The sequence below is a fragment of the Pseudomonas sp. BT76 TE3572 genome (assembly GCF_050435365.1).
Lineage (GTDB): Bacteria > Pseudomonadota > Gammaproteobacteria > Pseudomonadales > Pseudomonadaceae > Aquipseudomonas > Aquipseudomonas fluorescens_W.
Genome location: NZ_JBNDKE010000001.1, coordinates 780032 through 793316 on the forward strand (window position 1 = coordinate 780032; position 13285 = coordinate 793316).

General features: G+C 60.3%; 11 protein-coding genes and 1 pseudogene. 5 read left to right on the forward strand and 7 right to left on the reverse strand.

Annotated features, from left to right (window positions below; all coding sequences use genetic code 11):
- The first annotated feature begins 128 nt into the window (after window positions 1-128).
- A complete protein-coding gene (locus ABH912_RS03635) occupies window positions 129-1079 on the forward strand; it encodes a PDR/VanB family oxidoreductase (RefSeq protein ID WP_429509640.1) in 951 nt (316 codons plus the stop codon).
- 152 nt (window positions 1080-1231) lie between these two features.
- Window positions 1232-2152: a transcriptional regulator FeaR gene (gene feaR / locus ABH912_RS03640; RefSeq protein ID WP_033062074.1), complete on the forward strand. Its 921-nt coding sequence runs from the start codon at window positions 1232-1234 to the stop codon at window positions 2150-2152.
- Between the two features lie 67 nt (window positions 2153-2219).
- Here feaR and ABH912_RS03645 read toward each other — a convergent pair whose 3' ends face one another.
- Window positions 2220-2849, reverse strand: coding sequence for a response regulator transcription factor (locus tag ABH912_RS03645; protein WP_033062075.1), 630 nt, complete (start codon window positions 2847-2849; stop codon window positions 2220-2222).
- Window positions 2850-3107: 258 nt separating this feature from the next.
- Between ABH912_RS03645 and hpaC the strand changes: the two genes are divergently transcribed.
- On the forward strand, window positions 3108-3620 hold the full coding sequence (hpaC, locus tag ABH912_RS03650) for a 4-hydroxyphenylacetate 3-monooxygenase, reductase component (RefSeq protein WP_033062077.1): 513 nt from the start codon (window positions 3108-3110) through the stop codon (window positions 3618-3620).
- 80 nt (window positions 3621-3700) lie between these two features.
- Here the strand turns inward: hpaC and ABH912_RS03655 are convergent, their stop codons facing one another.
- The 6 genes and pseudogenes from ABH912_RS03655 to ABH912_RS03680 form a co-directional block, all read right to left on the reverse strand.
- Complete coding sequence (locus tag ABH912_RS03655; protein ID WP_429509641.1) at window positions 3701-4717, reverse strand: phosphotransferase enzyme family protein; 1017 nt, start codon at window positions 4715-4717, stop codon at window positions 3701-3703.
- 9 nt (window positions 4718-4726) lie between these two features.
- Window positions 4727-6007 (reverse strand): aspartate aminotransferase family protein, encoded by a 1281-nt coding sequence (locus tag ABH912_RS03660; RefSeq protein ID WP_429509642.1) that lies wholly within the window; start codon window positions 6005-6007, stop codon window positions 4727-4729.
- Window positions 6000-7325 carry an amino acid permease gene (locus ABH912_RS03665; protein WP_033062080.1) on the reverse strand — a complete coding sequence of 442 codons (1326 nt, stop codon included), beginning with the start codon at window positions 7323-7325 and terminating at the stop codon, window positions 6000-6002. The genes ABH912_RS03660 and ABH912_RS03665 overlap by 8 nt, the downstream gene beginning before the upstream one ends.
- A 183-nt stretch (window positions 7326-7508) precedes the next feature.
- Window positions 7509-8273 (reverse strand): methyl-accepting chemotaxis protein, encoded by a 765-nt coding sequence (locus ABH912_RS03670; RefSeq protein ID WP_429513025.1) that lies wholly within the window; start codon window positions 8271-8273, stop codon window positions 7509-7511.
- Window positions 8274-8363: 90 nt separating this feature from the next.
- A pseudogene (locus ABH912_RS03675) lies at window positions 8364-9635 on the reverse strand (HAMP domain-containing protein); the annotation flags it as partial.
- A 53-nt stretch (window positions 9636-9688) separates the two neighbouring features.
- Window positions 9689-11011, reverse strand: a complete 1323-nt coding sequence (locus ABH912_RS03680) for a hypothetical protein (protein WP_429509643.1) — start codon at window positions 11009-11011, stop codon at window positions 9689-9691.
- A gap of 277 nt (window positions 11012-11288) precedes the next feature.
- Between ABH912_RS03680 and ABH912_RS03685 the strand changes: the two genes are divergently transcribed.
- Both ABH912_RS03685 and ABH912_RS03690 read left to right on the forward strand, forming a co-directional pair.
- Entirely contained in the window at window positions 11289-11678 is a 390-nt protein-coding gene (locus ABH912_RS03685) for a c-type cytochrome (protein WP_033062084.1), read from the forward strand.
- Between the two features lie 47 nt (window positions 11679-11725).
- A complete protein-coding gene (locus tag ABH912_RS03690) occupies window positions 11726-13216 on the forward strand; it encodes an aldehyde dehydrogenase family protein (protein ID WP_429509644.1) in 1491 nt (496 codons plus the stop codon).
- Window positions 13217-13285 lie beyond the last annotated feature (69 nt).

Here is a 13285-nt window from a genome sequence, read left to right on the forward strand (position 1 = left end):
AGACCGCGCACTCAGGTTTTACGACTGCTGCGCAGCCGAACGCAGCCTCGCAAGCTCGACAGCTGCTACAGGCGAACGCGGCGGCTCCAGGGTTGCTCATTAACCAAAAACGTATTTCAGGTGATGCAATGATGAAGGTGAAAATCCAAAGGATCGTCGACGAAGCGCTGGATATCCGCTCCTTTCGCCTCGTGCGCAGTGATGGCCAGCCGCTCGACACCTATGAACCGGGAGCTCATGTTGACCTCACCGGGCCGACCGGGGTTACCCGCCAGTATTCTCTGTGCAGCCCGCCGCACGATCGCCGTGCGTATCTGGTGGCGGTGAAGAAGGAGGCGCAGTCGCGTGGTGGCTCATTGGCGCTGCATGAGCAGGTGCAAGAGGGCATGGAGCTGGAAATGGGTGCACCGCGCAACCTGTTTCGCCTCGACCCGACGGCGACCGAGCATGTGCTGTTCGCTGCCGGCATCGGTGTGACGCCGCTGCTGAGCATGGCCTATCGGCTGGCGGAAAGCGGCCAGACCTGGCGCCTGCACTATTTCGCCCGCTCGCCGGAGTACGCCGCGTTTGCCGAGCTACTGGCGAGCACCTTTGCCGGCCATGTGCAGTTCCACTACGGCGTCGAGCCGGGTGATCTGGAGGCGGCGTTGAGTGAATGCCTGAACCAGGCGGGACTTGCAGCGCATGTGTACACCTGCGGCCCGGCACCGTTCATGAACAAAGTGGTGGAAGTGGCTGCGCGCAGCCGATCCGACGACGCGATTCACCTCGAACACTTCGCCGCCGACCCGGCCGCCAATGCCGGCCCGAGTGGAGGATTCGAAGTGGAGCTGGCCAGCTCCGGCGTGGTCCTTCAGGTCCCGGCCAATACCAGCCTGATCGATGTGCTGCAGGCCCACGGCTGTGATATCGACACCGAATGCCGCGAAGGTATCTGCGGTACCTGCATAGTGGAGGTCCTGGAAGGTGTACCAGAGCACCGCGACAACTGTTTGTCGAACAAAGAGAAGGCAGCCAACAAGCAGATTTGCGCCTGCGTTTCGCGAGCACTTTCCGCTCGTCTGGTATTGGACATTTAACCAGAGGGAACGCTGGCAAGCTAACGCCGGAGCCTGTTGAATGGGGGCCGGCGGCCGTCGAAGGAGGTGACGACCCAGTACGATACATTTGCCGAACCGCTCGACGAAGCGGTCGAAAAATAACAATAAAATACGCGTGAGGCTTTGCAGTGATGATGACTTCTTCGGCGGTTCGCAATGAGGCGTTCGAAAACTGGCTGAGCCAGGTCAACCAGGCCTGTGGGCGTTTCGATGCCCGAGCGCTGGATTCGGATTTTTACGGTGAGCTGGCGGAGTTTCGCAGCGGCGCCATCAACCTCAGTGTCGTCGACATGGCGCACGTTCATCTGTATCGCACCAGCAAAGACGTCAGCATCAGCAGCGACGGCCACTACTACGCGGTATTCCAGATGCGCGGCAGCTCGCAGCTGGAGCAGGGCGACAACCGCGCTCAGCTGGGCACCGGCGACATCGCCCTGATCGATGCCTGCCGCCCGAGCGACATGACCTACAACGATGACTCCCGACAGTTGTCACTGATCCTGCCACGTCAGGTGGTGGAGCGTGGCTCGCATTTCAATGCGGTCAACTGCGCCACGCGCATTGCGGCTAACACGCCGTTGGCCGCGATGGCCAATAAGCTGGTGCTGGACACCCGGCAGCAGGAAGGCCTGGACATGCAGGAAAGCGAAGCCGTGCTCGACGCTCTGGTCAGCCTGCTCTTGCCGGGGATCAGCGCCCGTGACAGCGGCGGCGATGCCCATGAGCGGCAGTTCCGCAAGATCATCGCCTACATCGACGAACACCTCAGTGTCGAAGAACTGTGCCCCGAGCTGATTGCCCGTGAGGTAGGGATTTCGGTGCGTGGCCTGTACCGGATGTTCTCCAAGCGCGGCCTGGTGGTGGCGCAATACATCAAGCACCGACGCCTGGATTTCTGTGCGGAAAACCTGCGCCGCGCGCACGTCGAGCAGAAGCTCTCGGCGCTGTGCTACGCCTGGGGATTCTCCGACTCCAGTTACTTCTCGTCGGCCTTCAAATCGCGTTTTGGCGTGTCGCCGGGCGCGTATCGCAAGCGCTACAGCCACAACTGAGGCAACACCGCGAACTCCGTAGCAGCTGCCTCGCAGGCTCGACAGCTGCTACGGGGTGATGTGGTTATCAGTGCCGCGCCGTCTCATCGACCGGCAGGTGCAGCACTTCGCGCACCAGCATCGCAATGCTGGTCACGCCCATCTTTTCCTTGATCTTGGTCCGGTGCACGTCCACGGTTTTGACGCTGATGTTCAACTCGCGGGCAATGACCTTGCTGGCTTTGCCGTCGATCACCAGCATCAACACTTCGCGTTCGCGGCTGGTGAGCAACTTAAGCTTGCTTTGCAGATGCTGGCGTTGCTCCTGATCGGCCTGGGCATGCACGGCAACTTTCAGCGCCGCCTGGATTCGGTCGATCATTTGCTGCGGGTTGTAGGGCTTCTCAACGAAGTCCAGTGCGCCGTTCTTCATCGCTGTCACGGACATCGGAATGTCGCCATGGGCGGACACGAAGATGGTCGGTAAGGTGCTGCCGCGCTGGTTGAGTATTTCCTGCAGCTGAAAACCGCTGGTCTCCGGCATGCGCACGTCCAGCACCAGACACGCCGGCTGCTTGGGATCGTATTGGCTGAGGAATTCTTCAGCGCCTGCAAAGCACTGTGCTTGCACGCTGACCGACTCCAGCAACCAGGCCAGCGAGGTGCGCAGGTCTTTGTCGTCATCAACGATATAAACAATCGGTTTGCGGATTTCCATCAGGGACTGCCACGAAAATTTCTAATTATTGTTTTCGCACGCGTGCACGCTGCGGCGGATATCGGCTCATCAAGGAGCTCAGTAGCAGAATACCCACTGCGACGGGCCCTGACGATAAAGAAACCACCTAGTCGACTAGCGGAAAGCCAACCTCCGCATGGGGATGGTCAGGATGGTCGTGCAGCGTGTCGGACCTTAGTCTAGTTCCATCACCTACGGACCGCACACTGGCGGTCCTTCTGAAGGAGGGGCAACGACATGGCCGACCTGAGCCAGCATCAAATAGACTTTCGCAACGCCATGGCGCAGTTGCCTGCTGCAGTAAACATCATCACCACCAATGGCCCGGGCGGGCGCTGCGGCATTACCGCCAGCGCGGTGTGTTCGGTGACTGATTCGCCACCCACCGTGCTGGTCTGCGTCAACCGTGGCAGTGCGACACACGATGTGTTCCGTACCAATGGCCGTCTGTGCATCAACGTCCTGTGTGGCGAGCAGGAAGAGTTGGCCCGACACTTTGCCGGCATGACCCAGGTGCCGATGGCAGAGCGTTTTGCCTGGGATTTGTGGGACGGTGGCGAGACGGGCGTGCCGGTGCTGCGCGATGCGCTGGTGCAGCTCGAAGGGCGGATCAGCGAGTGCAAGGAAGTCGGTTCGCATTCGGTGATGTTTGTCGAACTGTCGAAGGTCGGTGTGCGCGGGGAAGGTGACAGTCTGGTGTATTTCAACCGGTTGTTTCATCGGCTTGAGCATGCCGGTGCGGTGTGCTGAAACCGTCTTGATTAAAAGCGTCTAGCGTAACTGTGGCGAGGGAGCTTGCTCCCTCGCCACACACGCTCTGGCGTTTGCCGCTACTGTTGCAAATACTCCCGCGCCAATCGACACGCCCGATCAATCAACATCGGCGCCATCTCAATCGCCGTCGGCGTGCCTTTACGGGTATGAATCCAGCCCAGGTACGTCGTGCCACGCAGCAGCAGAAACAGCGCCAGCGTCTCTCGATCAGCCGCAGTCAGTGGTTTGATCGCGTCATAACCAGCAAACAGTGCCGTTTTGATTTGCTCATAACGCGGGTCGTCCAGGCTGAAGTACAGCGCGGTGGCGAGCTCAAACATGTGCCAGCCGAACCCGGCATCGTCGAAGTCGATCAGGCGCAGGTTGGCACCTTCGATCAGCAAATTCTCGGGCACCAGGTCGGCGTGGATCATCCCGAAGTTGTCCAGATGCCGACCATATTGGCGCAGGTCGCAGCGTGCGCGGCGACGGGCCTGTTGCAACAGTTCACGTTGTTCTTCATTGAGTTGTTCCAGGTCCCAGAAACGTCCCCAGAACGGGTTGGCACCAATCAAACCTTCTTCATCCCAGGCGTGCCGGACAAACTCGTCCGGCTGCTGCCACTCGGCTGTATGCAAATGAATGCGCGCGGCAATCGCGCCTGCTTCGGCAAACAGAAAGTCGATTTCGGTATCCGCCTGTACACCGGCTTCCGAGGTGCCCGCCGTCGCGCCGGGCAGCCAGGCGAGCATGTCGACATGGCGCGGTTCTCCGATGTCGGCATGGAGCACTTCGATCAGATGGCGCTCGTTCCGGGCCCGGATTATCTGCGGCACGGTGATGCCGGCCGTGGCCAGCGCCTCCATCCATTGCAGCTCGGAACGCAGCGCCGCCTCGCCGTGATAGCCGTTGCGATGGATGCGCAGGGCGACCCGTTGGCCGTCCTCACGGCGTGCCGAGAACACCGCGTTCTCGCGGAATTTCACCAGTTCAACCTCGGCAAAGGTGCCCTCCCAGTGTTGCAGGGCGTGGCGCGCTAGGTCATGCAGTTTGGCGACTTGCTGGTCGTGGCTCAGGGTATGGAAATCATTCATGGCGAGGCCTCAGATAGCACACAGGGCGATGTCTAGCGTGTCGACGAAAAGGTCGGCGTGGTCGCGGTTGAACACCAGCGGCGGCCGCAGTTTGAGAATGTTGTCGCCCGCGCCGATCTTGCTGATCAGCACGCCAAGTTCGCGCATATGGTTGACCACCTTGCGCGCTTCCAGCCCGGCGGGTTCTTTGCTGGTGTGGTCACGCACCAGTTCCAGGGCGAAGAACAGGCCCTTGCCGCGTACATCGCCAATGATCGAATGCTTGCTGGCGAGCACTTGCAGACGCTGCTGCACATAAGCGCCCACGGTGTGCGCATTGCGCAGCAGCTGTTGATCTTCAATCACATCGAGCACGGCCATGCCGACCGCTGCCGCCACGGGCGAACCACCAAACGTGTTGAAGTACATGGCACTGCGCCCGAACGACTCGACCAGTGCCTTGCTGGTGATCAAACCGGCTAACGGATAACCGTTCCCCATTGGCTTGCCGAGGGTGACGATGTCCGGCACCACTGCGTGGGCCTGATGCCCCCACAGATGTTCTCCGGTGCGAGCAAACCCGGATTGCACTTCATCGGCAATGAATAAACCGCCCGCCGCGCGGATCAGTTCAGCGGCTTTGTTAACGAAACCGGCCGGCACCCGTGGCAAGCCTTCGTTGGCAAACAGGGTGTCGATCAGCAATGCGGCCGGGCGAATGCCCTGAGCCTGCAGCGAGGCGATGGCCGCTGCAATGTTCGCGGCATAGTGCTCCGTCAGTTGCGCCTCGGTGGTCCCGGCGGGTGCCCGGTACAGACAAGGAATGGGGACCGCGCGGGCATGTGCGGCGAACGGTTCCGGCGACGGCAGTGCGGTGGTGACTTCGGCCAAGGACGCGGAGTTACCGTGGTAGTTGTAATCGCTGACGATGATGCCGTTGCCACCGCTGGCGAAACGTGCCAGGCGTAGCGCCAGTTCGTTGGCTTCGCTGCCGGTGCAGGTGAACATTGCGGTGTCGAGCGGCTCGGCGAAGGTGGCCGTCAGGCGCTCGGCGTAGCGCACGACGTGTTCATCGAGGTAGCGCGTGTGGATGTTCAGCGTCATGGCCTGGCGGTGCATCGCTTCCACCACGTGAGGGTTGCAGTGACCGACGCAGGGCACGTTGTTATAGACATCGAGGTAGCGCCGACCGTCAACGTCAAACAGCCAGACACCTTCACCGCGCACCAGGTGCAACGGCTTGTCGTAGAACAACGGTGAGGCGCTGCCGAGTACGCGGTGGCGGCGCTGCAAAAGTGTGTCTTCAGGCATGTTCTTGAACCTCGAGTACGGTGGTGCGGCCTTGCAGTCGGGCACGCAGCAGGAAGTTGAAAATACACAGGGCGAATGTCACCGCGAGGGCGATCAGCATCAGTTGGTCAAGTTGGAAGCAAGCTGCGATCACCACCAGCGTCAGCGCCAGGCCTAGCCAGGCAATCACCTTGCCAGCCGCCAGACGGAACGGACGCGGCAGATCCGGTTGGCTGCTTTTAATGCGCAGATAGGCGCCGAAAATGAACAGGTAGCAAACGTTGAGCAGCAGCACGACCGCGAGCATCACAGTCGCCGGTTCGACCGCTGACATCGGCAGGCCGATCACACTAATCAACAGCAGCGCCGAGAAGGGAGTGCCGCGCTTGCCGGTTTTCCCCAGCCACTGGGGGAACAAGCCATCGCGGGCCATGGCGAACAGCTGCCGGGAGGCGGCGTACACCAACGAGAAGAACGTAGCGATCAGCCCGAACACCGCGCCGCAGCCAATTACCTTTGCCAACCACGAGGCTTCGCCGTAGGCGTTGGTGCTGGTCATCGCGGCGTACAGCGGATCACCGGCCGACCCCACCAGCTCGACGCCGCCCGCGCCAGGTGCGCAGACCAAAACAACCAGCGCCGTCACCAGCAAAGTGCCGATGGCCGCAAGAATGCCGCGCGGCATGCTGCGACCAGGATTATTCGCTTCTTCGGCAGCCGAGCCGATTTGCTCAACGGTAATGAACAACCAGATGGCGAACGGAACACAGGCGAAGATGCCGCCGAAACTGATCGCGGGCGCTGCGTTGGCAGAAGGCATCTTCAGCAGGTTGGTCAGCTCGACATGCGGCGCCATGGCCACACCAAAGGTGAGCAGGGCGACGACCGCGATGACGCCAGCGATCATGGTCAACCCCATGGCTTCACCGACGCCGCGCAGGTGGATGCCGATAATGACCGCGAACAAAGCGATTTTTACCGGCCAGCCGCCGAGACCGAAAATCGACTCGGTATAAGCGCAAATGAAGGTCGCCGCCGCGCCAGTGCTGATGGTCAGTGCCACCGCACACGCCACACCCACCAGGTAGCCCACGAAGGGGCCGAACGCGCTTTGTGCATAGACGAACACGCCGCCGGCACTTGGCAGCGCGGTCGACAGTTCTGCTACGCATAACGCCAGACCGCCACAGAGCAAGGCCATCAACAATGTGGCGATCAGCATGTTCAGCCAGCCGCCCGCCATCAGCCCGAAATTCCAGCCGGAAAACTGCCCGGCCACCACCAACGCAATTCCGAGGCCGGCGATTTTTGGCCAGCCCAACGCATTTTTCTTAAGCACAGAAGTCTCCTGCGACCCGAAGGTCGATTTATTGTTTTTGGGGGTAGAAGAGGTCGGTTTTGATACTACGCGCGGCGGGCGGCGTGGCTTGTTTGCGCGCATGCCATCTGGTTGCGTGTGGGTGCCAGATTTGGCGTGATTGCTGACACACCGCGATATCGGTGTGTCAGGCAACATCGTTTTTCAGATACGAAAACTCCCCACCAACTGATTAAGCCGATCAGCCTGCCGCTCCAGCTCTGTGCAGGCCTGCAACGTCGAATGCAGGTTTTCCACCCCTTGCTGATTCAGTGTGTTGATTTCTGTTATGTCCACGTTCAAAGCCTCGACCACTGCGGTCTGTTCTTCAGTCGCAGCCGCAACGGACTGGTTAACGTTGTCGATCTCACCGATGCGCTGGGTCACGCTGCCCAACCGTTTACCGGCAAGGTTGGCGATGTTGACGCTTTCCTCGCTGTGCTGCTGGCTCTCGGTCATGGTGGTGACCGAGTCGCGCGCGCCCACTTGCAGCGCTTCGATCATCTGTTGGATCTCCAGCGCCGACGTTTGGGTGCGCCCGGCCAGGCTGCGCACTTCGTCGGCGACCACCGCGAAACCTCGACCTGCTTCACCCGCGCGCGCCGCTTCGATGGCCGCGTTGAGGGCCAGCAGATTGGTCTGTTGAGAGATGCCCTTGATCACTTCAAGGATCTGCCCGATGTTCACGGTTTTGTCGTTCAACACTTCAATGTTGATGCACGACGCGCTGATTTTTCCGGACAGTTCGTTCATCACCTGAATCGTGCGCTCCACCACCTGACGCCCGTCTTCGGCTTGTTGCCGTGCGGCAGAGGCCTGCTGTGAGGCATTGGACGCATTACTTGCTATTTCCTGTGCGGCGGCACCCAGCTCGTTGATGGCGGCGGCGACGCTGTGGGTGCGGGTCGATTGTTCGTCGAAGTTGCTCATCGACGAGTTGGAGGCCAGCAGCACGCGCTTGGCCACTTCATTCACCCCGAGCGCCGCCGAAGACACCTCGCGGATCGACTGGTGAATACGCTCGACAAAGCGGTTGAAGGCGGTCGCCAGTTGGCCGATCTCATCCCGCGATTGCACCTCAAGGCGCCGGGTCAAGTCGCCTTCGCCCAGGGAGATATCTTCCATGACCCGGGTCAACACTTGCAGCGGCCGGGTGATACGAAACGCCGTGTACCAGATCAACAGCAAGCCGAGCAGGGCGGAGCCGCCACCCAACAGCAGTTCCAGCGCGGTGCTTTGCACACCTTGCGCATCGAGTTCTTTTTGCAGCGTGGTGACCGGTGCCAGTAGCACCTCCTGTGGCACACCCACCAGCACCCCCCATGGCGCAGCGCCGGCAATCGGTGCCAGCGGCTCGAGCACCTTGATTTGCTGCTGATCGACAAACACTGTCGGTCGTCCTTGACGCAACGCGTCCATGACGTCGGGACTGTCCAACGGTTGGCCGAGGCGACTGACGTCCTGGCTGTTGGCCGAAATCACCCCGTGCGGGCTGACGATGCTGATCTGGCCGTTGCCGTCGAACAGTTGATGCGCGCTGGCTTCGCTGTTTTGTTGCAGGGCGGCGAGGTTGATGTCGAGGCCGACCACGGCGATGACTTTGTCATTGTCCATCAGCGGGAAAGCGATGCTGGTGACCAGTTTGCGGCTGCCGGACGCCTCATCGAAATAGGGCTCCAGCACGCAGACCTGACGGGTATCGCGGGCGCAGGTGTAGAAAGCGTTATACGGCGCGCCGCTGGGACCGGGAGAGGTGTTGGCGAGTAGCGATTCGTCGCCGATCACCGCTTGCAGTTCGCCGGGTTTGCTTTGTACCCAATAGAGGGAAAAACGGCCGGTCTCGTTGCTGCCCGTGGCGGCCTGGTCGACGAAACTGGCGTCGGCGCCGTCCAGTGCGTCGGGCTCGAAAATGACATAAAGCCCGAGCAGGTCGGGCTTGTCGATCAGGGCCTGGTGAAGCTGTGTACTCAGCTCCTGCCGCAGTTGTTGGCGGGTCAGACTACCCTGGTGTTGCAGTTGCCTGAGGTAGAGCAAATAGCGCGATAACCCTTGGCCGAATTCGTGCGTCTGCATGAAGGTTCGTTGCACCTGCATGGCCTGCACTTTGCCTAACGCTTGCATGTGTTCTTTGGCAGCATCGGCCAGCATCTCGCTGCTGGCGCGAGCCACTTGCTGGCTGCTTTGATGCGTTTGATAGAGCGACAAGCCCATCAGCAAACCCACCACCAACAGCAGGCAAAGGCCGGCAAGCAGAGTGATCTTGCTCTGGATCGTCAGGAATTTTTTGTGCATTGGAAAGGCCTTTTTCCATAGGGGCAGTGGATGCGCCACTGCCCCGGTCTGGCTTAGAACGTGGTGGCAAACACCACTTGGCTGTAGAGGTTTTTGTCGTTGCTGCCTAGCTGGGTGCCACCCTGTTCGGCGCTCTTGTCCGGTTGGTACAGACCGATCAGCGGCATCACGGTCAGGTGCTCGTTGACGTGCCATTCGGCATACAGATCGACTTCGTGGCCATCGGTATTGCCCAGGCTGCGGTCGATGGTGTCGTAGTTGAAATACATCGCGCCCACCGTCAGGTTTTCCAGTGGCGAGACTTTCAGTGTGACGTTCTGGATGCGCGAGTTGGTGTTGAACGGGCCTGCGTAGTTACCGGCGACTTCACCCTGGAACCAGGTGCCGAAACCGCGGTTGAAACCGTAGAACAGGGTGTCATAGCCTTCCGAGAACCGGCTGTAGCGGTAGCTGACATACGGCGTCCAGGCGACGTCGGCAAAGGTCCAGCCGGCTTCCAGGTACCAGGCATCTTCGGTGGCGGTGTGGGGTTTGTCCTGCTTGGCGTATTCGCCGGAGAGGAACAGGTTTTTCACCCCGGCGTTGCCTGTCGCACGCAAGCTGTAGGTCTTCATGCCGTCGCGTTCAAGTTGCGCAGGGGAGGCGAATTGCTCGTCGACATCGGTGCTGTCGATGTAGGTCAAACCGACCGTGCCGGCTTCAGCGACGTGTTCAAGCGTGCCGACGTACATTTCGGTCTTGGCCTGGGCGCGATTGTCTGATTTCAACCACATGAGGTCGCCGCGCCAGCCTTCCTTGCCACCCAGACGCAACACGGCGGTCTCGTCGAACGCTTTGCGCGCGGCCAGCCAGTAGGCGCCGCCACGGTTGAATTCGCCGTCGGCCAGGCCTTTGCCCAAGTTGAGCGCGTCGCCATTAATCAGGAAACCGTCACCGACCACAATGTTCTGGCGGCCGAAGGACAGGTCCACACCGTCCTCATCGAGCACGTCAAAAAGCTTGCCCGAGCGCCAGCCGAGGTAGGCGTCTTCGAACTTGGTGGTGCGTTCAGAACCGTCGCTGAAGCCCGCGGCATCGCCGTCGCCCCAGGTGCCGGAACTGAGCAGGTTCGCCGCGCCATACGCGGTGCCCACACCGGCGAGGCCTTTGTCGAAGCTCAGGCCATATTTGATGTAGCCCTCGCGCCACGACGACGAACCTTGGTCAAGGCGGCCGGACAGCGCGTAGTTTTCCTGGCTGTGGAAAATACCGAATACCGCTTCCAGGGTAGCGTTCAGGTGACTGTCATCATCGGCATAGAGTTCGTAGGCGCCAGCCTGGCCGGCACTGATCATCAGGGCGAGAGTCGAGAGACGAAGCAAGGGGGACTTGAGCATGTGTGGCATCCGTTCTTGTTCTTGAGCGCAGGTTTGCGGTCTTTTTCGATACTACGGCCCGGAACTTTTTCGCCCTTTTGTGTGGTTGCCAAAGAGTTGGCTGTGCTTGCCAGATTGGCCCGTTTGGCAGCCCCACCAACACGACTGGCACGCAGGACAAAACCTGCGTGCCTGCGACCATCGACAATCCGTACCAACCCCACCGATGCGGCGCTGTATCGGTACTTTCAGTGTTGGCGCTCGTCTGGCGAGCGCGCGGACTCCAAGGTCGTTTCTTATGTTTACCTCCCTGCGATTGCCTCTTATCGGCTTGCTCTCCTTCACCCTGGCGCACACCGCGCTGGCTGCCGAGTGCACCTCAAACCAGGACCGTGGCGCCCAGGTCTTCGCCAATGAATGCGGTGTTTGTCATTCGGTGAACAAGGGAGTGGCGGGGATGATGGGGCCTAACCTGGCGGGTGTGGTCGGGCGTAAATCCGGTTCGCTGGAAGGCTTCAACTACTCCCAGGCCATGCGCAGCAAAGACATCAATTGGCAAGCCGAAAACATCGCGCAACTCATTGCTCAACCCCAGGCCTTTGTGCCGGGGACCTATATGCCCTACATGGGGCTGGCCTCTGCAGACGATCGCCAGGCGGTCGTGTGTTTCCTCAAAGAACAACAGTAATCAGCCGGTTTACTGGCTGAACAGCTCGTCTGAACGAAAGGTGAATTATGAAAAACGTTGAAATTCTGCCGCAAGTGGCTGCATTCCTCGACCGCCGTCATGGTTGTTTTATCGACGGTCAGTGGGTGTTCGCTGAAGGGCAAGGCATTGCCGTGGTCAACCCTGCTACCGGGCAAACACTCTGCGAAACACTGGATGCGCCGCTGGAAATGGTCGAGCGCGCGGTGCAGTCGTCCCATGCCGCCTTCAAGTCCGGCGTGTGGTCCGGTTTGCGCCCGGCGGACCGCGAACGCATTCTGCTGAACTTCACCCGCCTGGTTGAGGAACATGCTGAAGAGTTGGCCCAGTTGGAAACCTTGAGCCAGGGCAAATCAATCAATATGGCGCGCGCGCTTGATCTGAACGCCACCGTGGAGTTCATGCGCTACATGTCCGGCTGGGCGACCAAGATCGAAGGGCAGACCTTTGATGTGTCGATTCCGCTGCCGCCGGGTGCGAAGTTCACCGCCTTCACCAAGCGTGAACCGGTGGGTGTAGTGGTCGGGATTGTGCCGTGGAATTTTCCGCTGTTGATCGCCACCTGGAAGCTGATGCCGGCGCTGGCCACCGGTTGCACGGTGATCATCAAACCGGCGATGGAAACCCCGTTGACCGCCATGCGTCTGGCTGAATTGGCGATTGAGGCGGGCATTCCTGCGGGCGTATTCAACGTCGTGACCGGTGGCGGCGCCTCGGTTGGCGGCGCGCTGACGGCGCACCCGCTGGTGAGCAAAGTGTCCTTCACCGGCTCCACCGCTGTGGGCAAAAGTGTCGGCGTTGCCTGCATGGAAAACATGACGCGTTTTGCCCTGGAACTGGGTGGCAAGAACCCGATGATCGTTCTCGAAGATGCCAACATCGAAAAAGCCATTCAGGGCGCGATCCTCGGTGGCCTGCTGAACAACGGCCAGGTCTGCGCAGCGGCCTCGCGCTTCTATGTGCATCGCTCGATCTACGACAAGTTTGTCGAAGGTCTCGCGGCGGCGGTATCGGCCATGCCGATCGGTGCGGGTATGAACTGCGACGCAGCGATCAACCCGCTGGTATCACGCAAGCAACAACAAAGCGTGCTCAAGCACATCGAGCTGGCTCGCCGGGAAGGTGCGCGCGTGGTATCGGGCGGCGAGTTGCTGGAAGGCGAGGGCTTCTATGTGCAGCCGACCATTCTGGCCGACATCGACCACAGCATGGCGGTGGCCCGTGAGGAGGTGTTTGGTCCGGTACTGGGCGTGATGGCGTTTGATGATGAAGACGCGGTGATTGCCTTGGCCAACGACAATCGTTACGGCCTGGCCGCCAGTCTGTGGACCAACGACTTGAGCAAAGCCATGAACATGGTGCCGCGTATCGAGGCGGGCACTGTTTGGGTCAACGCTCACGTACTGCTAGACCCTGCGATGCCGTTTGGTGGCGTTAAACAATCCGGTATGGGCCGTGAGTTCGGTCGCGCGGTCATTGAGGCTTACACCGAGCTGAAGTCGGTGTGCATCGCGCACTGATTTAGCCGGCCTTGGCTCGTTTACCGCTCCTGGATTCACAAAAAACGCCACTCAATGAGTGGCGTTTTT

Coding starts and splice junctions, on each gene's coding strand:
- ABH912_RS03680 (WP_429509643.1), bottom strand. CDS start 11,011: ATGCTCAAGTCCCCCTTGCTTCGTCTCTCGACTCTCGCCCTGATGATC.
- ABH912_RS03670 (WP_429513025.1), bottom strand. CDS start 8,273: ATGAGCAACTTCGACGAACAATCGACCCGCACCCACAGCGTCGCCGCC.
- ABH912_RS03635 (WP_429509640.1), top strand. CDS start 129: ATGATGAAGGTGAAAATCCAAAGGATCGTCGACGAAGCGCTGGATATC.
- ABH912_RS03645 (WP_033062075.1), bottom strand. CDS start 2,849: ATGGAAATCCGCAAACCGATTGTTTATATCGTTGATGACGACAAAGAC.
- ABH912_RS03685 (WP_033062084.1), top strand. CDS start 11,289: ATGTTTACCTCCCTGCGATTGCCTCTTATCGGCTTGCTCTCCTTCACC.
- ABH912_RS03655 (WP_429509641.1), bottom strand. CDS start 4,717: ATGAATGATTTCCATACCCTGAGCCACGACCAGCAAGTCGCCAAACTG.
- ABH912_RS03660 (WP_429509642.1), bottom strand. CDS start 6,007: ATGCCTGAAGACACACTTTTGCAGCGCCGCCACCGCGTACTCGGCAGC.
- feaR (WP_033062074.1), top strand. CDS start 1,232: ATGATGACTTCTTCGGCGGTTCGCAATGAGGCGTTCGAAAACTGGCTG.
- ABH912_RS03690 (WP_429509644.1), top strand. CDS start 11,726: ATGAAAAACGTTGAAATTCTGCCGCAAGTGGCTGCATTCCTCGACCGC.
- hpaC (WP_033062077.1), top strand. CDS start 3,108: ATGGCCGACCTGAGCCAGCATCAAATAGACTTTCGCAACGCCATGGCG.